This is a genomic window from Pseudorhodoferax sp. (assembly GCF_047601025.1).
In the GTDB taxonomy this organism is placed as follows: domain Bacteria; phylum Pseudomonadota; class Gammaproteobacteria; order Burkholderiales; family Burkholderiaceae_C; genus Pseudorhodoferax.
On the sequence record NZ_JASGJZ010000001.1, the window covers coordinates 3,474,761 to 3,495,291 of the forward strand.

18 protein-coding genes are annotated in these 20,531 nt (G+C 70.6%); 8 read left to right on the top strand and 10 right to left on the bottom strand.

Translation table 11 applies throughout. From position 1 onward, the window contains the following. Nucleotides 1-7: 7 nt before the first annotated feature. The gene (nirB, locus tag QM782_RS16300; RefSeq protein ID WP_415203950.1) at nt 8-2,539 is read right to left on the bottom strand and encodes a nitrite reductase large subunit NirB; all 2,532 of its coding nucleotides are present in this window, start codon (nt 2,537-2,539) and stop codon (nt 8-10) included. Between the two features lie 460 nt (nt 2,540-2,999). On the opposite strand from nirB, the gene QM782_RS16305 reads away from it, so the two are divergent. After that, nucleotides 3,000-3,614 (top strand): IS110 family transposase, encoded by a 615-nt coding sequence (locus QM782_RS16305; RefSeq protein WP_415203951.1) that lies wholly within the window; start codon nt 3,000-3,002, stop codon nt 3,612-3,614. Between the two features lie 353 nt (nt 3,615-3,967). On the opposite strand, the gene QM782_RS16310 is transcribed toward QM782_RS16305, so the two are convergent. After that, nucleotides 3,968-4,579: a hypothetical protein gene (locus QM782_RS16310; protein WP_415203952.1), complete on the bottom strand. Its 612-nt coding sequence runs from the start codon at nt 4,577-4,579 to the stop codon at nt 3,968-3,970. A gap of 145 nt (nt 4,580-4,724) precedes the next feature. Between QM782_RS16310 and QM782_RS16315 the strand changes: the two genes are divergently transcribed. Continuing rightward, on the top strand, nt 4,725-5,741 hold the full coding sequence (locus QM782_RS16315; RefSeq protein WP_415203953.1) for an IS110 family transposase: 1,017 nt from the start codon (nt 4,725-4,727) through the stop codon (nt 5,739-5,741). 388 nt (nt 5,742-6,129) lie between these two features. On the opposite strand, the gene QM782_RS16320 is transcribed toward QM782_RS16315, so the two are convergent. From QM782_RS16320 to QM782_RS16340, 5 genes are all read right to left on the bottom strand, one after another. Further along, the gene (locus QM782_RS16320) at nt 6,130-6,534 is read right to left on the bottom strand and encodes a YybH family protein (RefSeq protein WP_415203954.1); all 405 of its coding nucleotides are present in this window, start codon (nt 6,532-6,534) and stop codon (nt 6,130-6,132) included. Nucleotides 6,535-7,062: 528 nt separating this feature from the next. Next, complete coding sequence (locus QM782_RS16325; protein ID WP_415203955.1) at nt 7,063-8,844, bottom strand: hybrid sensor histidine kinase/response regulator; 1,782 nt, start codon at nt 8,842-8,844, stop codon at nt 7,063-7,065. A gap of 8 nt (nt 8,845-8,852) precedes the next feature. Beyond that, on the bottom strand, nt 8,853-9,539 hold the full coding sequence (locus tag QM782_RS16330) for a response regulator (RefSeq protein WP_415203956.1): 687 nt from the start codon (nt 9,537-9,539) through the stop codon (nt 8,853-8,855). Between the two features lie 158 nt (nt 9,540-9,697). Next, nucleotides 9,698-10,513 carry a DUF3750 domain-containing protein gene (locus QM782_RS16335; RefSeq protein ID WP_415203957.1) on the bottom strand — a complete coding sequence of 272 codons (816 nt, stop codon included), beginning with the start codon at nt 10,511-10,513 and terminating at the stop codon, nt 9,698-9,700. Next, nucleotides 10,513-11,703 (bottom strand): trans-sulfuration enzyme family protein, encoded by a 1,191-nt coding sequence (locus QM782_RS16340; RefSeq protein WP_415203958.1) that lies wholly within the window; start codon nt 11,701-11,703, stop codon nt 10,513-10,515. The genes QM782_RS16335 and QM782_RS16340 overlap by 1 nt, the downstream gene beginning before the upstream one ends. A gap of 106 nt (nt 11,704-11,809) precedes the next feature. On the opposite strand from QM782_RS16340, the gene QM782_RS16345 reads away from it, so the two are divergent. From QM782_RS16345 to QM782_RS16370, 6 genes are read left to right on the top strand one after another with little or no spacing between them, the layout of a single operon-like run. Next, nucleotides 11,810-12,337 (top strand): 2,4'-dihydroxyacetophenone dioxygenase family protein, encoded by a 528-nt coding sequence (locus QM782_RS16345; protein WP_415203959.1) that lies wholly within the window; start codon nt 11,810-11,812, stop codon nt 12,335-12,337. Next, entirely contained in the window at nt 12,334-13,053 is a 720-nt protein-coding gene (locus QM782_RS16350; RefSeq protein WP_415203960.1) for an SDR family oxidoreductase, read from the top strand. The genes QM782_RS16345 and QM782_RS16350 overlap by 4 nt, the downstream gene beginning before the upstream one ends. A 29-nt stretch (nt 13,054-13,082) precedes the next feature. Then, entirely contained in the window at nt 13,083-14,051 is a 969-nt protein-coding gene (locus QM782_RS16355) for a tripartite tricarboxylate transporter substrate binding protein (RefSeq protein ID WP_415203961.1), read from the top strand. Continuing rightward, a complete protein-coding gene (locus QM782_RS16360) occupies nt 14,048-14,809 on the top strand; it encodes an SDR family NAD(P)-dependent oxidoreductase (RefSeq protein WP_415203962.1) in 762 nt (253 codons plus the stop codon). The genes QM782_RS16355 and QM782_RS16360 overlap by 4 nt, the downstream gene beginning before the upstream one ends. A gap of 14 nt (nt 14,810-14,823) precedes the next feature. Next, nucleotides 14,824-15,651 carry an IclR family transcriptional regulator gene (locus tag QM782_RS16365; RefSeq protein ID WP_415203963.1) on the top strand — a complete coding sequence of 276 codons (828 nt, stop codon included), beginning with the start codon at nt 14,824-14,826 and terminating at the stop codon, nt 15,649-15,651. Between the two features lie 15 nt (nt 15,652-15,666). Continuing rightward, a complete protein-coding gene (locus tag QM782_RS16370) occupies nt 15,667-16,080 on the top strand; it encodes a hypothetical protein (protein WP_415203964.1) in 414 nt (137 codons plus the stop codon). 28 nt (nt 16,081-16,108) lie between these two features. On the opposite strand, the gene QM782_RS16375 is transcribed toward QM782_RS16370, so the two are convergent. From QM782_RS16375 to mutS, 3 genes are read right to left on the bottom strand one after another with little or no spacing between them, the layout of a single operon-like run. Beyond that, the gene (locus QM782_RS16375) at nt 16,109-16,960 is read right to left on the bottom strand and encodes an alpha/beta hydrolase (RefSeq protein WP_415203965.1); all 852 of its coding nucleotides are present in this window, start codon (nt 16,958-16,960) and stop codon (nt 16,109-16,111) included. Then, nucleotides 16,960-17,787, bottom strand: coding sequence for a peptidase (locus tag QM782_RS16380; RefSeq protein ID WP_415203966.1), 828 nt, complete (start codon nt 17,785-17,787; stop codon nt 16,960-16,962). The genes QM782_RS16375 and QM782_RS16380 overlap by 1 nt, the downstream gene beginning before the upstream one ends. Further along, a complete protein-coding gene (gene mutS / locus QM782_RS16385) occupies nt 17,784-20,402 on the bottom strand; it encodes a DNA mismatch repair protein MutS (RefSeq protein WP_415203967.1) in 2,619 nt (872 codons plus the stop codon). The genes QM782_RS16380 and mutS overlap by 4 nt, the downstream gene beginning before the upstream one ends. Nucleotides 20,403-20,531 lie beyond the last annotated feature (129 nt).

Here is a 20,531-nt window from a genome sequence, read left to right on the forward strand (position 1 = left end):
GGCTCCTTCAGGCGGTGACGGCGTCGCCGCGTTCTTCGGCACGCTCTTCCGGCCGCGCCGGGCGGATCTGCCCGCGCTCCTTCACGAAGACGATGCGTTCGTCCGGCTGGTCGCTGTTGACGAAGCTCCTGAAGCGCTGGCGCACGGCCGGCGTGGCCACGGCGGTCTTCCATTCGCACTGGTAGGTGTCGACCACGTGCTGCATCTGCGCCTGCAGTTCCGCGCCGATGCCCAGGCTGTCTTCGACCAGCACCTGCTTCAGGTAGTCCAGCCCGCCTTCCAGGCTCTCGCGCCAGGTGCTGGTGCGCTGCAGCCGGTCGGCGGTACGCACGTAGAACATCAGGAAGCGGTCGATCAGCGCGATCAACCGTTCCCTGGAGAGATCGCTGGCGATCAGCTCGGCGTGGCGCGGCTTCATGCCGCCGTTGCCGCAGACGTACAGGTTCCAGCCCTTGTCGGTGGCGATCACGCCCACGTCCTTGCCCTGGGCCTCGGCGCATTCGCGCGTGCAGCCGGAAACGCCGAACTTGATCTTGTGCGGCGCGCGCAGGCCCTTGTAGCGGTTCTCCAGCAGCACCGCCAGGCCGACCGAATCGTCCACGCCGTAGCGGCACCAGGTGCTGCCCACGCAGCTCTTCACGGTGCGCAGGCTCTTGCCGTAGGCATGGCCGCTCTCGAAGCCGGCGGCGATCAGTTCCTCCCAGATCAGCGGCAGCTGCTCCAGCCGCGCGCCGAACATGTCCACGCGCGCGCCGCCGGTGACCTTGGTGTACAGGCCGTACTTCTTCGCCACCTGGCCGACGGCGATCAGGCCGTCGGGCGTGACCTCGCCGCCCGGCATGCGCGGCACCACGGAGTAGGTGCCGTCCTTCTGGATGTTGCCGAGGAAGTAGTCGTTGCTGTCCTGCAGCTTGGCCAGCCGGGGCTCGAGCACGAATTCGTTCCAGCACGAGGCCAGCACGCTGGCGGCCACGGGCTTGCAGACGTCGCAGCCCAGGCCCCTGCCGTGTTTGGCCAGCAGCTCGTCGAAGGTGCGAATGTCGCCCACACGCACCAGGTGGTAGATCTCCTGGCGCGAATGGGCGAAGTGCTCGCAGACGTGGTTGTTCACGGCCATGCCGCGGCGCGCCATCTCGAACTTCATCACCTGCGTGACCAGGGGCACGCAGCCGCCGCAGGTGGCGCCGGCCTGGGTGGCGGCCTTCAGGTCGGCGACGCTGCAGGCACCTTCGCCCACGGCCGCGCAGATCCGGCCCTTGCTGACGTTGTTGCACGAGCAGATCTGCGCGCTGTCGGGCAGGGCTTCCACGCCCAGGCCGGGCCTGGCTTGGCCGTCGCTGGAGGGCAGGATCATGAACTCGGGATCGTCCGGCAGCGCGATGCCGTTGAGCGCGGTCTGCAGCAGCGTGCCGTACTCCTCGGCATTGCCGACCAGCACCGCGCCCAGCAGGCGCTTGCCGTCTTCGCTGACGACGATCTTCTTGTAGACCTGCTTGCGCTCGTCCACGTACTGGTAGTTGCGGGCGCCGGGCGTCTTGCCCTGCGCGTCGCCGATGCTGGCCACGTCCACGCCCATCAGCTTGAGCTTGGTGCTCATGTCGGCGCCGGCGAAGGCCGCCGCGGCGTCGCCCGCGATGTGGCGCGCGGCCACGCGGGCCATGTCGTAGCCCGGCGCCACCAGGCCGAACACCTGCTCGTTCCACGACGCGCATTCGCCGATCGCGTAGACGTCGTGGTCGCTGGTGCGGCAGTGGTCGTCGATGACCACGCCGCCGCGCGGGCCGATGGCCAGCACGCACTGGCGCGCCAGGTCGTCGCGCGGGCGGATGCCGGCGGAGAACACGATCATGTCGGTCTCCAGGTGCGTGCCGTCGGCGAACACCATGCGGTGGCGCGCGGTCGCGCCGTCGGTGATCCCGGTGGTGTTGCGGGCGGTGTGCACCTGCACGCCCAGCGCCTCGATCCTGGTGCGCAGCACGCGGCCGCCGCCTTCGTCCACCTGCACCGCCATCAGCCGCGGCGAGAACTCCACCACGTGCGTCTGCAGCCCCATGTCGCGCAGCGCCTTGGCGCACTCCAGGCCCAGCAGGCCGCCGCCGACGACGACGCCGCTGCGGGACTTCGCGCCGGCCGCCTGCATCGCCTCCAGGTCCTCGATGGTGCGGTAGACGAAGCAGTGGGGGCGGTCGCGGCCCGGCACGCCAGGCACGAATGGGCTGGAGCCGGTGGCTAGCACCAGCTTGTCGTAGCGGATGACCTCGCCGTCGGCCGTGGTCACGGTGTTGTCGCGGCGCTCCACGGCCACGGCGCGCGCCGCGAGGCGCAGGCGGTAGCCGGTGCGCTCGAAGAAGCCGGGCGCGACCAGCGACAGCTGCTCGGCCGTGCGTCCGCTGAAGAATTCGGACAGGTGCACGCGGTCGTAGGCGGCGCGCGGCTCCTCGCACAGCACCGTGACGTCGAGGTCCGGCAGGCCGCTCTCGGCCAGGCTTTCGAGGAACTTGTGGCCCACCATGCCGTGGCCGACAAGGACGATCTTCATAGTGCTGCACTCCTGGCTGCGGGCGGGCCGCGGAGCGCGGTGAAGACCGCGCCGGGGCCGACCCAGGCGGGCAGCGCTGGCGCGCTGCTCCGCCGGTTGGTTGGGAACACCGCCGCAGCAGCCAGGGGCCGCATGCGGACGGGAGGTTCCGCCACCGTTGGCGGAGAGGGTGGGGTGGCAGGGGGCCGCCCCGTCGGCGGCTACGGTGCCGCGCGACGGGGAGATGACCGCAAGCAGCGTGCCAATGGTTTTGGCAGCTGCGGGCCGGCGCGCCTGCAGTCGGTTGCACGTCCTTGGTGCGGCTTCGCTTCGTGAACGTGCGTTCCGTGCTCTGTCATGGGCTGGTGCGGCAGGCGCAGGTTCTCATCCATCCGGAGGATGAACTTGGCCGCGCTTCGACGAGTTCACCCTGGAGTTGGCATGCCTGAAACGCTGGAAGTGCGGCGCCGGCACAGAGGCCATGACGGCGCAGCAGCGCGCGCTGTTCGCCGAGACGCTGGCCGGCGTGATCGAGGACGCCAGCAACGCAATGCCCGGCGTGGCACGGTTGGCCTTGCAGCGTGCGCATCTGCACTGGATCGACATCGACCTGCGGATCGCCTGGTGCGACGAGCGCATCGCCGCCCATGTGCGCGCGGATGCGCAGGCCACCAAGGCCGCTGCGCTGCTGGGCATGGGCCCGACCACGGCATCGGCCTTGGTGGCCAGCATCGGCGAGTTCGGCCCGTTCGCCCATGCGCGCCAGTTCGGTGCCTGGCTCGGCCTGGTGCCCAGCCAGAACTCCACCGGCGGCAAAGCCAGGCTCGGGGGCATCACCAAACGCGGCGACGACGACCTGCGCACGCTGCTGATCCAGGGCGCCAAGTCGGCTGTGATGAGCGCAGCCAAACGCAGCGATCGCATCAGCTGCTGGCTGGTACAACTCAAAGAACGCGTGGGCTGGCAAAAGGCCGTCGTGGCGCTGGCCAACAAGAACGCCCGCATCTTGTGGGCGGTGCTTACGCGCGATGGCGCGTTCGACCCCGACCATGTGCCCGCGATACCAGCGGTGCGGCAAAAGCCGGCGCCGACCTGAAGAGTTGTTCTGAATTGGAAGTGCGACAAGCAGATACCCACCACAGGTCAGACCGGCGGCAGGTGAGCTCGGTAACCCTGGCGTGCTTCAAGCACGACGAACGAATGGAGTCCTGCCGAGCGGTTCGTATCTGGGGCCTCGGACCAATTGGCCGACACAAGCCCGCCTGTAGATGTGCAGTCTGTCCTTTTGCGGTGGCTTCCGGCTTCATCGTGCGTCTGCGATCAATGAATGCGAATACCGTTGATCAGGAAGAAAGCCTATGAGGTGGTGTTGACGGAGTGGGAAGTCCCTGTAGAAGGGTTGGGCCTCGCTTGAGATTCTGTGCTGAGCAAGGTACTGACTCAGTAGCATCAATAGCAGCGCTTCTCGGTTCTGCATTCACCTCTATTCCAGCCACCATATAAATCATAGTAGGAGGGCTCGCAGGTTGTCTCTACGGTGCACTGTTGCTCGCGATAAATAGTTGTTGGTTGGGGCGGTCGTGTTGACTGGGGGGATGAAGCGTCGCTACCAGCGAGGGCGGCTACGACACCGAGAAGGAGGATGGCGCCCAGCAACTGTGATGAGCCCGAGCCCGCAGCACCCGCGGCCAAGCAGTCGTTCATGCCGGACGTGTTGTCCCGGTAGCATAGATTTCGGACCGTGAGGTCGTTGTTCTTCGAGTCAAGGGTGGCAGCGAAAGGTATTTCGTATCTGGAGCCAAAGCGCACAAACTGGAACGTACCCTTTGCATAGTACGTACCGGGCCCTTGGGCTTGACTCTCTTGGATCTTGGTGCTTGATGGTATGTATCTGTCAATGCTCCACGATCGTGACCACTGGCCAAATCGAGTGTCGACGGCCCGTTGCAGTTCAAGTTGTGGCACGCCGACATAACCGGCGCCGGGTAGCAGCTTGGACGATTCGCAGCCAAGCAGCAGGCTTGTACTCACCACGATGGCTAGAGGACGGTAGTAATTCATGCGTACTCCTTGGTGGGATCGGTTGCGGGGCCTAACGAATGAAAGGGACTTCCCCGTCCCGAATTAGCCGCATTGCGGCAACCGGCAACTCAGTGCCACGATGGGAAGTGCGAACTCTCGTCAACTCGTTCGAAAGGGGAAGTCCATGGCCATCGTATGCGTCGGTATCGATCTCGCCAAGAATGTTTTTGCCGTGCACGGCGTCAACGAGGCCGGCCGGGCCGAGTTGGTCCGGCCGAGCGTGGCGCGCGAGAAACTGCACGAGCTGCTCGCCGCCTTGCCGCCGTGCGTGATCGGCATGGAGGCCTGCTCGGGTGCGCACCATTGGGCGCGGCTGTTCACCGCCAGCGGCCACACCGTGCGCCTGATCGCACCGAAGTTCGTCACGCCCTACCGCATGAGCGGGCGGCGCGGCAAGAACGACGCGGCCGACGCCGCGGCGATCTGCGAGGCGGTGCAGCGCCCGCACATGCGTTTCGTGCCGATCAAGAACCTGGCGCAGCAGTCCCAACTGATGCTGCACCGTGCCCGCCAGGGATTCGTCGAACAACGCACGGCCACGCTCAACCGCATCCGCGGCCTGCTCTCGGAGTTCGGCATCGTGCTGCCGCTCAAAGCCGCCACCGTGCGCCGGCGTGCCTGCGAATGCCTGGAGGATCTGCCCGGTTGGGCCAGCACCATCGTGGGCGACCTGCTCAGCGAAGTCAGCCGGCTCGATGAGCGCATCGCGCAGTACGACCAACATATCCGCCAGGAGGCCCGCCAGGACGCGCGCGCCCAGCGGCTGATGCGCCTTCGCGGCGTGGGCGAGACCACCGCTACCTGTTTGCTGGCCATGGTCGGCAACGGCCACGAGTTCGAGTGCGGCCGTCAGTTGGCCGCCTGGCTGGGCCTGGTGCCCGGGCAGTACAGTTCCGGCGGAAAAGCCCGGCTGGGACGCATCACCAAGGCCGGTGACCCGTACCTGCGCAGCTTGTTGGTCATGGGCGCCAGGGCGGTGCTGGCCACGGCGAAGAACCAGCCCGATCCGGTCAGCCGCTGGGCGCTGGCGTTGCAGGAACGACGCGGCTATTGGAAAGCCGTGGTGGCCATCGCGGCCAAGAATGCGCGCATGGCCTGGGCGGTGCTCAGGCGCGGCGAGGACTTTGCGATGCCGGCCTGAGCGACCTGCCCAATGCCGTGCACCAATTGAGGATTCGAAATTGACCGCCGCGTGACGGCAAGCGTTGATGGCAACAGGTTTGGACCTGCGCGGGAAGTGACCGATAAGCTCTAGGGCGGCCTCACCGTCGCCGGCTAACGAATGGGTCTCTCGCGTGCGTCCTTCATCAGGGTCCGCAGCCATTGAACGGCTGCATCGATGACCGGTTGTAGTCTGGCCAGTCCGCACCTTGTTGACCTCAACTCTTTTGCAACGCTCGGCAGTCAGTTAATCAGGAAGATCCAATGTCCCACTGCGTGGGACGCATGGATGTTGGCTTGACAGATGGGGAAGCCCTTGTAGCCTGAGTTAAGCCGCGCCGCGAAGCGGCGTCGGCTTGAATGAATTGTTAGGCGCCATCGCTGGACTCATTGACTTGTGCAAGCAAGTTCGCATCACGAGCAATTTTCCACTCCCCGGACTCTTTGCGCAGAATGGTAAGTGTGTGACCGGCGCGAACCATGGGTTTCTCTTTGTCAGGCAGAGTGGCGACGACTTTGATTTTTGTGAGCATGTAAGCCCAGTCACCTAGAACTTTCACCTCTAGGATTTCACTATGACCGTCGAACTCAACTGACGATTCGGCTTGGGCTTCCGATGCCTTTTCAAATACGGACTTGCCAAAAGGTTCTTGACCCGGAACCAGGAACACCACGTCGTCCGTCATTAGGCTAAGCACAGTCGCAGAATCACCGGCTTTTGTTGCAGCCATCCAATTCTGCACGAGATTTCGGATTTCTTTCTCGTCGCTCATGACGATCTCCCAATGGTGCCTAACTAATTTTAGGCCTCGCTATCTTACGCATGCCCGATGGCCTAAGTCAACGCTTGATGGATGAAATCTCCAAGTCCCTCATCAACTTTGCGAAGGTGTTGCCGATTTAGGTCGTCTAAATTTTCGATGACGGCGTTGGCTTGCGCGTTTGATCCGATTCCTCCGTGTTCAGAAGCCCTGCATTGGGTGCGTTAGGTTCGCTTAAGCGTTATATGCTAATCGCGATCGTGAAATATGCGAGCCGATGCCTGCTCGGAGGGGCATGTCCATGGTTGATGTAAGCCTCGCAGTCCGATCATTCCGACCAAACTGCACAGTGGCGTAGTGCAAAAGAGGGTTCCATCATCGGGACCGTGGCCGTATCAGGTCTGATGCGATGGACTGAAATAAAAATCCTTTGTTTCAGGCTGCCGATGACGTAAACCCCGTGACGCATGCAGACACCGTGCGACGTGCGCTTGCGGGCGGATCGAAGCGAAACCTCGAACGGTCCTCCGAGCGCGACCATCACCCCATCCTCCGCACCACCTCCAGCAACCGCCTCGCCTGCAGCGGCTTGGTCAGCACCGCATGCCCCGCCTCCGCCACGCGCTGCAGTTCCTCCTGCGTGGTATCCCCCGTCACCACGACCGCCGGCACGTCATACCCGCAGCGTGCGCGCACGGCGGCGATGGCGGCGATGCCGTCGGCGCCGTCGCCTAGGTGCAGGTCGGAGACGATCAGGTCCGGCGGCAGTTCCATCGCCGCCAGCGCGCGCAGCGCGCCGTCGGCCGATGCGGCGGTGACGGCCAGGTAGCCCCATTCCTCCAGCAGGATGCGCAGGCCTTCGCGGATGGCTTCCTCGTCGTCGATGACCAGCACGGCGCGCGGCTGGGTGGCGGGCAGGGGCTGGGTGTCGGCGGCGGCCGTGGCGTCGCGGATCTCGGGCAGGCCGCCACGCGCGATGGCCAGGCGGAACAGGGTGCCGCGGCCGGGGGTGGAGGCGACCGTGAGCCCGTGCCCCAGCAGCAGCGCCAGCCGCTTGACGATGGCCAGCCCCATGCCCAGGCCCTGCTGGCGGCTGCGCTCGTGGTGGCCGACCTGGAAGAACTCGTCGAACACGCGCGGCAGGTCGGCCGGCGCGATGCCGATGCCGGTGTCCCAGACTTCGACGTGCACGTGCGCGCGGGTGGAGCGCGCGACCACGACCACGCCGCCCTGGCGGGTGTAGCGCAGCGCGTTCTGCAGCAGGTTGCCGAGGATGCGTTCGAGCAACTGCGGGTCGCTGCTGACGGACTTGCCGCCGGGCGCGAAGCGCAGGTTCAGGCCGGCCGTCTCGGCCTGGCCGGCGTACTGCATGTGCAGCCGGCGGAACACGTCGCGCAGCGGGAAGTGCTGCACGTTGGGCTCCACGGTGCCGGCGTCCAGCCGCGAGATGTCGAGCATGGCGTTGAACGAGCGCTCCAGCCCGTCGACGGCGCGCGTGACGTTGCGCACCAGCGGCGCGTGCTCGGTGCCTTCGAGCCGGTGTTCCAGCGTGCCGGCGAACAGGCCGAGCGCGTGCACCGGCTGGCGCAGGTCGTGGCTGGCGATGGCGAGGAAGCGGCTCTTGTCGCGGTCGGCCTGGCGTGCGGCCAGCAGCGCCTGCCGGGTGCGGTGCAGCTGGCGGCCGTGCTCGTCCAGCGCGGCGCGGAGCCGGCGCCAGCGCCGGTGGGCCAGCACGGCGATGGCGCCGGTGGCGATGGCCACGGCCACGCCCGCCGGTGCCGCGCCGCCATGCAGGCCGGATGCGGCGGCAAGGGCCAGCGGCAGGATGGCCGGCGCCGCCGCGGCGGCACCGAGCGGCGCCAGCAGCCAGGCCAGCAGCGGCGCCAGGACCAGCGCCGGCATGGCGGCGGCGCCTGCGCCCGGGCCGGCCGGCAGCCAGGGCAGGGCGGCGGCCAGCAGCAGCGCTGCCGCGCCCAGGGCCGCGCAGGCGCGCCGGGCGCCGCGGCGGCGGTGGCGCACGCGCGGGTCGAGCCGCAGCAGCCGCCGCGCGAGCGGGGCGCCGGCGGCGCCGGCCAGCGCGGCCGCGCCGGCCACGGCCCAGGGCAGTGGCCGCTGCGTGCCGGCGATGGCCTGCGCCAGCAGCGGCAGCGCGGCCAGCGCCGGCCACAGCGGCCAGGTGGCCAGCACCTCGTCGATGCCGGCGTCGCGCAGGCGGCGGGCCGGCGAACGCCGCCCGGCCGGCGCGGGCGGCGCGGCGGCGGCCTCGGGGGGGCCGTCCCGCGCCGCCGGCACCGCCACGAAGGCGGCGTCCGGCGCGGCCACGCCGGCCTTCAGCGGAACAGGCTGATCATGTGCGAGCGCGAGCGCACGTCCAGCGCCAGCAGCAGCGAGGAGACGTAGTTCTTGACGGTGCCCAGCGACAGCGCGGTGGCGGTGCTGATCTCCTGGTTGCTGCAGCCGGACAGCACCAGCTCCAGGATCTCCAGGTGGCGTGGCCCCAGCTCGGCCACGCGGTCGTACATGGCCGAGGACGGGAAGCGTGGGAACAGCGTGGCGTCGTTGGCGGCGCGGCGCGGCGGGCGGGGCGCCAGCAGCGCGGCCAGCGTGGCGCGCAGCTGGCCGGCCTGGGCGCTTTTGGGCAGGTAGCCGGCGGCGCCGAGCGCGCGGGCCTGGCGCACGACGAATTCGTCCTGCGTGCCGCTGAAGACGGCGATGCGCGCGTTCGCGAACGCCTGCATGAAGCGCCGCAGCCCCTGCAGGCCCTTGCAGTCCGTGAGGTTCAGGTCCAGCAGCACGGCGTCGATCGGGGCCTGCTCGCGGTAGAGCCGCAGGCCTTCGTCCAGCGTGGCGGCTTCCAGCCAGTCGATGCGGGTGCCGTCCAGCTCGGCGTACAGCGTGCGGATGCCGGCGCGCACCAGCTCGTGGTCGTCGACCAGCAGCACGCGGTGCGCGGCGGGGGCGGCCACCGGGACGTCGAACACGGGCTCGGGCAGGCAGGCTTGCAGCAGGGCTTCCATCGTCATCTCCTGGTGGCGGGCCCGGCGCCGCCGACGCGCTGATCGTTCCGGGCGAAGCCATCGTAGGCGCCGCCGGGTGCTGTCCTCAACCTCAGTTTTGAGGACGCCCGGGCGTGCATATGTCACAGATCCGGGCGGGTCGGCGGGCGCGTGATGGATCAGGCCGGCGGCCGCGCCGACGGCCATTTGCCGATGCCGGGCAGGCGCAGGGCGTGGTCGTCCAGGTCGATGCCGAAGCCCAGGCCCAGCAGGTTCAGCTCCAGGCCCTCGTCGCGGGCCAGCGTGGCGCCGGCCAGGCCCAGCAGCGAGAGCTGCCAGCCGGTGCCGCTGGGCGCCGGCGCGGCGAAGCGGCCGGCGCCCAGCCAGTCCTTGCCGATGGCGGTGGGCGGCAGGTCCAGCCGCAGCTCGGGCACCTCGCGCGCGATCCAGGCGACGAAGGTGTTGCTGTTCGGGCCGGGCCACAGCCGGTAGCTGTGGCGCCAGGGGTAGCGGGCGACGGCGGCCTCGATGCGGTCGATCATGGCCTCGGCCGGCGGGCCGCGGTGCTCGGCCAGCAGCTGCGGGAAGGCGCCGTACCAGTGCGTGTCGGGCGCGGCGACCTCGGTGGCCATCAGCGCGTCGCCGCCATGGCGGGCGCGCCAGCCGACGATCTGCCAGACGGTGTAGCGCGCGGCGCCGGCGCGCTTGACGGCCACCCAGGGGTGGATGCCGAAGGCGCCGCGCCAGCGCACGGTGCGCGCGCCGTAGACCTGCACGACGGCGCGGCGCTCGGCGGCCGGGTCGGGCGCCTGGCCGGTCGGGGCGTGCGAGCGGCGCTGCCAGGGCGTGTCCAGGTCCAGCGTGCCGGAGGCCAGCACGCCGACCGGGCCGAGCAGCAGCAGCGCGAGCAGGGCCAGCAGGCCGAGCGGCCAGCGCAGCCAGCGCCGCCGCGGGCGGCCCGGGGCGGCGGTGCGCGGCGGGCCGGCCTGCCGCATCACAGCGCCGCCAGCGCCTGCGCGAAGTCGCGCTGCAGGTCGTCGATGTGCTCCAGCCCCACGGCCAGCCGCACGAAGTTCGGCGCGATGCCGGCGGCGGCCATCTGCGCCTCGTTCATCGTGCCGGCCCACATCGCCGCGGCGTGCACGATCAGCGTCTCCACGCCGCCCAGGCTCACCGCCTGCGTGGCCAGCTGCAGCGAGGCGACGAAGCGGCTGGTGCCCGCGTACCCGGCCTTCAGCGAGAACGCGACGACCGGGCCGCCGCCGGCCATCTGCCGGCGCGCCAGCGCGTGCTGGGGGTGGCTTTCCAGCAGCGGGTAGTGCACCCGCTCGACCTGCGGCTGGCGCTCCAGCCAGCCGGCCAGCGCCAGCGCGTTGGCGTTGATGCGCTCCATGCGCACCGGCAGCGTGCGCAGGCCGCGCAGCAGCAGCCAGGCGTCCATCGGCGAGAGCACGGCGCCCAGCGTCACGTGCATCGGCCAGATGCGTTCGGCCAGGGCGGCCGTGCAGCAGATCGCGCCGGCCATCAGGTCGTGGTGGCCGCCCAGGGACTTGGTCGCGCTGTGCACCACGATGTCGATGCCCAGCGCATGCGGCTTGCAGTTGACCGGCGAGGCGAAGGTGTTGTCGGCGATCGTCAGGATGCCGCGCGGGCGCGCCAGCGCCGCCACGGCGGCCAGGTCGGTCAGCACCAGCGTGGGGTTGGCCGGCGTCTCCAGCAGGATCAGCCGCGTCTCGGGCCGGATGGCGGCCTCGATCGCGGCCAGGTCGCTCTGCTCGACCACGCTGACCGCCACGCCGAAGCGCGGCAGCACCTCGTCGAACAGCTTGGCCGTGCTCATGTAGTGCCGCGTCTGCGCGACCACGTGGTCGCCGGCCTGCACCAGCGCCAGCACGGTGGTGCTGATCGCGCCCATGCCGGAGGCCGTCAGCAGCGCGGTCTCGGTGCCTTCCAGCGCGGCCAGCACGGCGGCGGCGCGCTCGTGCGTGGGGTTGCCGTAGCGCGTGTAGTAGGCCGCGTGGCGCGGCGTGGACGCCATCTCGGCGAACTGTTCCGCATCGCGCGCGCGGAAGGTGGCGCTGTAGTGGATGGGCGGGCTGACGGCGCTGTCGCCGGACAGGCCGGCATCGCCGTGCAGCACGCGCGTGGCGTCGTGCCAGGGCAGATCGGGGGAGGTCGCTCGCATCGCGCGAGTGTGCGCCATGGCGCCGCGGGCCGGGTAATCCCGAGGGCGCAGGATGGTCGAGGTTATCTACCATATGGACATAAATCCACAATATGGACAATTCTCCATGCCCCTCGAACAGTCCGATGCCGAGCCGCTGACGCCCTACCAGTACCCGAACCCGCCCGAGGCGCTGCCCGAGATCGTGATCCCGGACGCCATCCCGACGGACGAGCGGCTGTGGGTGCCGCAGGCCGAGAACGTGTGGTTCCGCCCGCTGTGCCTGAATGCCAGCCAGGGCTACTGGATGAACCTGCTGCGCGTGCGCAAGTCCGGCGTGCTGAGCCGCCACCGCCATCCGCAGGCCGTGCACGGCTGGGTGCTCAAGGGCCGCTGGCGCTACCTGGAGCACGACTGGTGGGCGACCGAGGGCAGCTACGTGTTCGAGCCCCCGGGCGAAACGCACACGCTGTACGTGCCCGAGGACGTGCAGGAGATGATCACCTACTTCCAGGTCAACGGCGTCATGTACTACACCGACCCCTGGGGCAAGGGGATGGGCTTCGAGGACGTGTTCACCAAGATCGACATGTGCCGCCGGCACTTCGAGTCGGTCGGCCTGGGTGCGGACTACGTGAAGCAGTTCATCCGGTGAGCAAGGCCCGCTACGACTTCGCCGGCCGCGTGGCCGTGGTCACCGGCGGCGCCAGCGGCATCGGTGCCGAGACGGCGCGGCTGCTGCAGGGCAGCGGCGCCACCGTGGTGTCCTGGGACCTGGCGGCCGGCGGCGAGGCCGCGCTGCAGGTCGACGTGGCCGATCGCGCCGCCGTGGCCGCCGCCGCGCAGCAGACGGCCGCGCGCTGGGGCGGCATCGACATGCTGGTGCACAGCGCGGGCTTTACCGGCCCGACGATGGCGCTGGACGCCTTCGACCCGGCCGTCTGGCAGCGCGTCGTCGAGGTCAACCTGCTCGGCACCTTCCACGTCTGCCATGCCGTCGTGCCGCTGATGCGCCGCGCCGGGCGCGGCCGCATCGTGCTGATCGCCTCGCTGGCCGGCAAGGAGGGCACGCCCGACGCCTCGGCCTACGGCGCGGCCAAGGCCGGCGTGCTGGCGCTGGCCAAGTCGCTGGGCAAGGAGCTGGCCACGACCGGCATCCTGGTCAACGCGATCGCGCCGGCGGCGGTGCGCACGCCGATCCTTGCGCAGATGTCGCCCGCGCACGTGCAGACCATGGTCGCCAAGAGCCCCATGCAGCGGCTGGGCGAGCCGGCCGAGGTCGCCGAGATGGCGGCCTGGCTCTGCTCGGACTCGTGCAGCTTCAACACCGGCGCCGTGTTCGACCTGTCCGGCGGCCGCGCCACCTATTGAATCGATCACCACCAAGGAGACCCCACGCGATGACCGCACCCCTGAACCGCCGGCAGTTCGCCGCCCTGGCCGCGCTGCCGCTGCTGGCCGCCGAGGCCAACGCGCAGTCCGATTTCCCGAACAAGCCGATCGAGCTGGTCGTGCCGTTCCAGCCCGGCGGCGGCACCGACGCGCTGGCCCGCTCGTTCGCCGACGCCGCGCGCCGCCACACCACGCAGAGCCTCATCATCGTCAACAAGCCCGGCGCCAGCGGCTCCATCGGCTGGCAGGACGTGATGGCTGCCAAGCCCGACGGCTACCGCCTGGCCGTCATCACCGTGGAGCTGGCCACGCTGGCCCACATGGGCATCGGCCGTATCCATGCCGACGACCTGCAGCCCATCGCCCAGCTCAACGCCGACCAGGCGGCGATCACGGTGCGCACCGAGGCGCCGTGGAACACGGTGGAGGAGTTCCTGTCCGCCGCGAAGCGCCAGCCCGGCCAGATCGGCATGGGCAACGCCGGGCCCGGCTCGATCTGGCACCTGGCGGCCTCGGCGCTGGAGGACAAGGCCGGCGTGAAGTTCAACCACGTGCCGTTCCAGGGCGCCGGCCCGGCCGTGCTGGCGCTGATGGGTGGCCACATCGACGCCGTGGCCGTGAGCCCGGCCGAGGTCACCACGTACGTGCAGGCCGGCAAGCTGAAGACGCTGGCGGTGATGGCCGAGCAGCGCGTCAAGGGCTTCGAGAAGGTGCCGACGCTGAAGGAGCGCGGCATCGACCTCGTGATCGGCACCTGGCGCGGCATCGCGGCGCCCAAGGGCACGCCGCCGCAGATCGTCGCCTACCTGAAGGGCCTGGCCCTCAAGGCCTCCGGCGAGCCCAGCTTCCGCGAGACGCTGGACAAGCAGAACCTGGGCTTCGTCTACGCCGACGACGCCACGTTCAAGGCCAGGATCATGCAGGACGACGCGTACTTCAAGTCCCTCATCCAGAAGCTCGGGATCAAGGCCGGATGAGCGCCGTCCAGCCGCCCGCGGGCCCAGGCTCTCTGGGAGAGACCTACCGGCCCGGCCTGCTGCAGGGCCGGCGCGCCCTGGTGGCCGGCGCCACGCAGGGCATCGGCGCCGTCATCGCCAGCCACCTGGCCGCGCTCGGCGCCGAGGTCACGGCGCTGGGCCTGGGGCCGGGCGACGGCACGCTGGCCGCCGCTGTCGAGGCGCGCCAGTGCGACGTGACCTCGGCCGAGAGCCTGGACGCCGCGCTGGCCGACCTGCCCGAGCTGGACATCGTGTTCAACTGCGCCGGCATCATCCAGCGCGGGGCCGAGCACGACCTCGAGGTCTTCCAGCGCGTGCTGGACGTGAACCTGACCGGCACCATGCGCGTGTGCACCGCCACGCGCGCGCGGCTGAAGGCGCGGCGCGGCTGCATCGTCAACACCGCGTCGATGCTGAGCTTCTTCGGCGGCGGCCTGGTGCCGGGCTACGCGGCCAGCAAGGGCGGCGTGGCGCAGCTGACCAAGTCGCTGGCCATCGCCTACGCGCCGGACGGCATCCGCGTCAACGCGGTGGCGCCGGGCTGGATCGCCACGCCGCTGACGCAGGCGCTGCAGGACGATCCGGCGCGCAGCGGGCCGATCCTGGCGCGCACGCCGCTGGGCCGCTGGGGCACGCCGGACGAGGTGGCGCGCGCCGCGGTGTTCCTGTGCACGCCGGCCGCCGGCTTCATGACCGGGGTGATCCTGCCCGTCGATGGCGGCTACATGGTGACTTGATAATGCGCGCCGTCATGAACGCGGCGCCGCATTCCTCCTCCGAAGCCGACACGCCCGCCGTGGCCGGCACCCAGGCCTTCGGCAAGTTCATGCGCGTGCTGCAGCTGGTGGCCGATGCCGAGCAGCCGCCCAACGTCGCCGCGCTGATGCGCGCCACCGGCTTCCCGCGGCCCACGGTGCACCGCATCGTCGCCGCGCTGGTGGCCGAGCGCATGCTGCTGGAAGACCCCGCGACCCACGGCCTGGCCCTGGGGCCGCGGCTGATCCAGCTGGCGGGCCGGGCCTGGGGCCGCTCGGACCTGCGGCTGGGCGCGGCCGACGCGCTGCGCCGCCTGCGCGACGCCACCGGCGAGACCGTGCACCTGGCGGTGCCGAGCGGGCGCGCGATGGTCTTCATCGACAAGCTGGAAAGCCCGGCCGCCGTGCGCATGAGCTCGCGCATCGGCAGCAGCGTGCCGCTGCACGTCACCGCCGTCGGCAAGGCCTGGCTGGCGGCGCTGCCGCCGGCCGAGCGCGCCGCGCAGCTCGACGGCCTGCCGCTGCCGCGCCACACCGACCACACGCTGACCGACCCGGCCGCGCTGCGCGCCGAACTGGACCTGACGGCCGCGCGCGGCTGGTCCACCGACCGCGAGGAGCACGAGACCGGCGTGTACTGCTTCGGCGCGCCGGTGCTGGGCGCGGACGGCCGCCCGGTCGCCGCGATCAGCGTCACGACGCTGGTGTTCCGCCAGCGCGCCGACGTGGCGCAGGCCTACGTGGCGCCGCTGCTGGCGGCCTGCGCGGCGGTGTCGGAGCGCCTGGCGCAGCAGCCCCGGCCCGACCCCTGCGGCACCGCCTGAGATCACAATCGCCCGATGTTCGAGATCACCGATGCACCCGAGGCCGCAGCCGACGCGCTGCGCCAGCTGGCCGGGCAGGCTGGCACGCCCTGCGACAGCTGCGCCACGCTGGACGGCAGCGGCTGGCAGGCCGTGCCCGCGGGCCTGGACCGCGCGCGGCTGCAGGCGCTGGGCCGGCTGCCCGCGCCCGACAGCGCCGACGGCACCGGCCAGGACGCCACGCTGGACGAATGGCACCCGCAGCGCACGCGCTACTGGTCGCCCGAGGCGCCGGTCGCGCTGGGCTGGTTCCCGTGCAACCGCGCGGGCGTGTGGCGCTGCACGCGCTGCGCGGCGGTGCTGCTGCGCTACACCGAGTACGGCGGCTACTACGAGGAAGAGCGGGTGCGCCGCGTGCGTGCGGACCTGGTGGCGGCGCCGGCGCATTGACGCGGCGCCCGCCCGGCGGGCCGGGGCGCTACGCCCCCATGTTCAGCAGCGCGGACTCGACCGCCGCGGCGGTGGCCAGCGGCCGCTCCATCGGGAACAGGTGGCTGCCGTCGAGCATGGCCACGCGGCCGGGGTCGCCCTGGCCGTCGGCGCCGACCACGCGCGCCGTCAGCGCCATGCCGATCTGGCGCATCTCCGCCGACTGGCGCCCGCCCAGGTAGGCGGCCGGGCACTTGAGCGGATGGCGGCGCAGCAGGCCGGCCAGGTTGTCGGGCAGGGTGTTGTAGATCGCCGTCTCCACGTCGCGGTCGAAGCTCAGCACGCGGCGGCGCTCGGCGCCTTCGCCCGCGTCGTGCGTGCCGTGGGCGACGTAGTCGCGCAGCACCTCGGGGTCCCAGTGGGCGAAGGCCTTCTTGTGGCGGAAGTGCTCCAGCGCGCTGGCCGCGTCGGGCCAGCTGTTGCGCCGCGCGCGGCTGATGCGGCCGGGCGTGACCGAGCCGACCAGTGGCGTGCGCTTGACCATGCCCAGCGCGTTGGCGCGCCAGCCGCCCAGCACCGGCGAATCGACCAGCAGCACGCCGCGCGCCAGCTGCGGCGCGCGGGCCGCGGCCATCAGGCTCAGGAAGCCGCCCAGCGAATGGCCCACCAGCCAGGCCGGCTGGCCGCGCCGCGCGACCAGCGGCTCGGCGAAGTCCACCAGCTGCTGCACCAGGTGCGGCCAGTTGTCGGTCACCGGGTAGCGCGGGTCGTGGCCGTACTTCTCGACCGCCTCGACCGCGAAGCCGCGCTCGCGCAGGGCGGCGAACAGCACGCGGTAGGTGGGCGCCGGGAAGCTGTTGGCGTGCGAGAAGACGATCAGCCCGCGCGGCCCGGCGGCCATCAGATCAGGCGCTCGTCGGGATTCGTGATCTTGCGCAGCGGCTTGCCGCGGCCGGCCTGCACCATCAGCGGCAGCGCGGTCGGGCCGGCGCCCCAGTGCGGGTCCTCGATGCTGTCGAACACCTCGCGCAGCTTCTGGCCCCAGGAGCCGTGCAGCATGCGGAAGTAGGGGTTGTGCTCGTCGATGCAGACCACCTTGTCGGTGCGGAAGTCGTCCACGCCGTAGACCACCAGGTCCAGCGGCAGGCCGACCGACAGGTTGGACTTGAGCGTGGAGTCCATCGACACCAGCGCGCATTTGGCAGCCTCGTCCAGCGGCGTGTCGGGCGTGATCACGCGGTCGAGCACCGGCTTGCCGTACTTGGACTCGCCGACCTGGAAGTACGGCGTCTCGGGCGTGGCCTCGATGAAGTTGCCGGCCGAATAGACCTGGAACAGCCGCATGCTCTCGCCCTTGATCTGGCCGCCGAAGATCATGGAGACGTTGAACTCCACGCCGGACTGGCGCAGCGCGGTGGCGTCGCGGTCGTACACGTGGCGCACGGCCGAGCCGAGCACGCGCGCGGCGTCGAACATGCTGCGCGCGTTCCAGATCGTGATCGGCTCGCTGTCCTCGTATTCCTTGAGCTGCTCGACCTGCAGGATCTCGCGCACGGACTGCGAGATCGACAGGTTGCCGGCGGACAGCAGCACCATGAAGCGGTCGTCCGGGCGCTCGTAGACGATCATCTTGCGGAAGGTGCTGATCTGGTCCAGTCCGGCGTTGGTGCGCGAATCGGACAGGAACACCAGCCCGGCGTTCAGTTTGATGGCGACGCAGTAGGTCATGGAGGGGTGGGGACGTTGGCGAGGGCGGCCTGCTCGCGGCGCGCGATGTTCTTGAGCCGGTACAGCGCGTCGAGCGCTTCGCGGGGCGTCAGCGCGTCGGGGTCGATGCCGGAAAGCGCGGATTCTACGGGCCCCGGCCCGGTGGCCTGGCTGGCCGGCGGCGGCGCGAACAGGTCGATCTGCGCACGGCTGGCGCTGGCCTGCTGCTCCAGCTGCTCCAGCGCGTGGCGCGCGTGCGCGAGCACCGGCCCCGGCATGCCGGCCAGCCGCGCCACCTGCACGCCGTAGCTGCGGCTGGCCGGGCCGGCCTGGATCTCGTGCAGGAACACGATGTCGCCGCCGGCCTCGGCCGCGCTGACGTGCACGTTCTGCGCCGCATGGTGGCGGGCGGGGAACTCGGTCAGCTCGAAGTAGTGCGTGGCGAACAGCGTGAAGGCCTGCGTGCGGTCGTGCAGGTGCGCGGCGATGCCGCTGGCCAGCGCCAGGCCGTCGAAGGTCGAGGTGCCGCGGCCGATCTCGTCCATCAGCACCAGGCTGTGGCGCGTGGCGCCGTGCAGGATCTGGGCGGCCTCGGTCATCTCCACCATGAAGGTGGACTGCGCGTTGGCCAGGTCGTCGGCCGCGCCGATGCGGGTGTGGACCGCGTCGATCGGGCCGATGCGGCAGCCCGCCGCCGGCACGTGGCTGCCGATGCTGGCCAGCAGCACGATCAGCGCGACCTGGCGCATGTAGGTCGACTTGCCGCCCATGTTGGGGCCGGTGATGACCTGCATGCGCTGCCTGATCGACAGGCGCGTGTCGTTGGCGATGAAGGGCGCCTGCGAGGTCTCGGCCAGCCGTGCCTCCACCACCGGGTGGCGGCCGCGCTCGATCTCGATGCAGGGCTCGATCGCGAACTGCGGCGCGCACCAGTTCAGCGTCAGCGAGCGCTCGGCGAAGCAGCACAGCACGTCCAGCGTGGCCATGGCCTGGGCCAGCCGCGTGAGCGCGGGCACGAAGGCTTGCAGCCGGCCGAGCAACTGGTCGTACAGCCATTTCTCGCGCGCCAGCGCGCGCTCCTGGGCCGACAGCGCCTTGTCCTCGAAGGCCTTCAGCTCGGGCGTGATGAAGCGCTCGGCGTTCTTCAGCGTCTGGCGGCGGCGGTAGTCGGCCGGCACCTTGTCCAGCGCGCCCTGGGTGACCTCGATGTAGAAGCCGTGCACCTTGTTGTACTGCACGCGCAGGTTGCCGATGCCGGTGCGCGCCTTCTCGCGCGCCTCCAGCTCGACCAGGAAGGCGTCGGCGTTGTGCTGGATCGCGCGCAGCTCGTCCAGCTCGGCGTCGAAGCCGGGCGCGATCACGCCGCCGTCGCGCACCATCGCGGCCGGCTCGGCGGCGATGGCGGACGCCAGCAGCGCGCCGCAGTCCGGCGGCGGCTGCAGGTCCTGCGCCAGCTGCTCCAGCAGGCCCGGCAGGCCGGCCACGCTGGCGGCCAGCGCGGCGGCCTTGTCCAGCGCCAGCTGCAGCGCCAGCAGCTCGCGCGGGCGCACCTGGCACAGCGCGGTGCGGGCGGTGATGCGCTCCACGTCGCAGGTCGACTTGAGCCGCTCGCGCAGCCGCGCCCAGCCGGCCGCGCCCGCGGCCTCGCGCAGCACGGTGGTGGCCAGCAGCCGGGCCTTCGCGTCGGCGCGGTCGCGCTGGGGCTCCAGCAGCCAGCGCTTGAGCAGGCGGCTGCCCATGCTGGTCATGCAGGTGTCCAGCAGCGAGAACAGCGTGGGGCTGGACTCGCCGCGCAGCGTCTGCACCAGCTCCAGGTTGCGGCGCGTGGCCGGCGGCAGCTCGATCGCGGCGTCCGCGCGCGCCACGCGCAGCGACTGCAGGTGCGACAGCGCCTGGCCCTGTGTGTGCTCGGCGAAGGCCAGCAGCGCGGCCGCGGCGGCGTGGGCCTGCGGCAGCTCCTCGGCGTGCCAGGCCGCCAGCGTCGCGACCTTCAGGTGCTCGCGCAGCTTGCGCAGGCCCAGCGCGGCGTCGAACTGCCAGGCCGGCCGCTGCGACAGCGCCAGCGGCCCGCCCTGCGGCGTGGCCAGGCGCAGCGCCTTGACGCGCGCCGCCAGCGCGGCCGGCGCGTCGGCGCTCAGCAGCAGCTCGCTCGGCGCCACCCGCGCGAGCCAGGCCGGCAGCTCGTCGACGCTGCACTCCGCCAGGTGCAGCTCGGACTGCGTCAGCGCCAGCCAGGCCAGGCCGCAGCGCTGGCGCGGCCCCGGGTGCAGCGCCAGCAGCACGGACTCGGCCTTGTCGTCCAGCAGCGCGCCGTCGGTCAGCGTGCCGGGCGTGACCACGCGCACCACCTTGCGCTCCACCGGCCCCTTGCCGGTGACCTCGCCGACCTGCTCGCAGATCGCGACCGACTCGCCGAGCTTGATCAGCCGGGCCAGATAGCTCTCGACGGCATGGAACGGCACGCCGGCCATGACCACCGGCTCGCCGGCGGACTGGCCGCGCCGCGTCAGCGTGATGTCCAGCAGCGCCGCGGCACGCTCGGCGTCGGCATAGAAGAGCTCGTAGAAGTCCCCCATCCGGTAGAACACCAGCGTGTCGGGGAAGTCGCGCTTGATGGCCAGGTACTGGGCCATCATCGGCGTGTGCTGCGAAAGATCATCCTTCGCCGGTGCGGGATCTGAGGTGTTTTCTGCGCGCAAGAGTGGGCCTGCCTTGAGGATGTCCCGGGATCGATGGGGTGCGACCGGCGTGCCGCGCGGCGAGGC

Coding starts and splice junctions, on each gene's coding strand:
- nirB (WP_415203950.1), bottom strand. CDS start 2,539: ATGAAGATCGTCCTTGTCGGCCACGGCATGGTGGGCCACAAGTTCCTC.
- QM782_RS16305 (WP_415203951.1), top strand. CDS start 3,000: ATGACGGCGCAGCAGCGCGCGCTGTTCGCCGAGACGCTGGCCGGCGTG.
- QM782_RS16310 (WP_415203952.1), bottom strand. CDS start 4,579: ATGAATTACTACCGTCCTCTAGCCATCGTGGTGAGTACAAGCCTGCTG.
- QM782_RS16315 (WP_415203953.1), top strand. CDS start 4,725: ATGGCCATCGTATGCGTCGGTATCGATCTCGCCAAGAATGTTTTTGCC.
- QM782_RS16320 (WP_415203954.1), bottom strand. CDS start 6,534: ATGAGCGACGAGAAAGAAATCCGAAATCTCGTGCAGAATTGGATGGCT.
- QM782_RS16330 (WP_415203956.1), bottom strand. CDS start 9,539: ATGGAAGCCCTGCTGCAAGCCTGCCTGCCCGAGCCCGTGTTCGACGTC.
- QM782_RS16335 (WP_415203957.1), bottom strand. CDS start 10,513: ATGCGGCAGGCCGGCCCGCCGCGCACCGCCGCCCCGGGCCGCCCGCGG.
- QM782_RS16340 (WP_415203958.1), bottom strand. CDS start 11,703: ATGCGAGCGACCTCCCCCGATCTGCCCTGGCACGACGCCACGCGCGTG.
- QM782_RS16345 (WP_415203959.1), top strand. CDS start 11,810: ATGCCCCTCGAACAGTCCGATGCCGAGCCGCTGACGCCCTACCAGTAC.
- QM782_RS16355 (WP_415203961.1), top strand. CDS start 13,083: ATGACCGCACCCCTGAACCGCCGGCAGTTCGCCGCCCTGGCCGCGCTG.
- QM782_RS16360 (WP_415203962.1), top strand. CDS start 14,048: ATGAGCGCCGTCCAGCCGCCCGCGGGCCCAGGCTCTCTGGGAGAGACC.
- QM782_RS16365 (WP_415203963.1), top strand. CDS start 14,824: ATGAACGCGGCGCCGCATTCCTCCTCCGAAGCCGACACGCCCGCCGTG.
- QM782_RS16370 (WP_415203964.1), top strand. CDS start 15,667: ATGTTCGAGATCACCGATGCACCCGAGGCCGCAGCCGACGCGCTGCGC.
- QM782_RS16375 (WP_415203965.1), bottom strand. CDS start 16,960: ATGGCCGCCGGGCCGCGCGGGCTGATCGTCTTCTCGCACGCCAACAGC.
- QM782_RS16380 (WP_415203966.1), bottom strand. CDS start 17,787: ATGACCTACTGCGTCGCCATCAAACTGAACGCCGGGCTGGTGTTCCTG.
- mutS (WP_415203967.1), bottom strand. CDS start 20,402: ATGATGGCCCAGTACCTGGCCATCAAGCGCGACTTCCCCGACACGCTG.